The 280-nt window shown below is 60.7% G+C and carries 1 protein-coding gene; it reads right to left on the bottom strand.

Going from position 1 to position 280, the window contains the following annotated elements:
* On the bottom strand, positions 1 to 280 hold a 280-nt coding region (locus E4487_RS24180), incomplete at both ends, for a GTP-binding protein (RefSeq protein WP_257229494.1).

Here is a 280-nt window from a genome sequence, read left to right as displayed (position 1 = left end):
AGTGTCGTCACCCGGGAAATCGTAGGTGCTCAGCAGGTCGCGAACTTCCATCTCGACCAGTTCCAGCAGCTCAGCGTCATCAACCATGTCGGCCTTGTTCAGGAACACGACGATGTACGGTACGCCAACCTGACGGGACAGCAGGATGTGCTCACGAGTTTGCGGCATCGGGCCGTCGGCAGCCGAGCAGACCAGGATCGCACCGTCCATCTGGGCAGCACCGGTGATCATGTTCTTCACGTAGTCGGCGTGGCCCGGGCAGTCAACGTGCGCGTAGTGA

The sequence above is a fragment of the Pseudomonas sp. BMW13 genome, assembly GCF_013357275.1.
GTDB classification, from domain to species: Bacteria; Pseudomonadota; Gammaproteobacteria; order Pseudomonadales; family Pseudomonadaceae; genus Aquipseudomonas; species Aquipseudomonas khazarica.
This window is presented reverse-complemented; position numbering and strand designations above follow the sequence as displayed.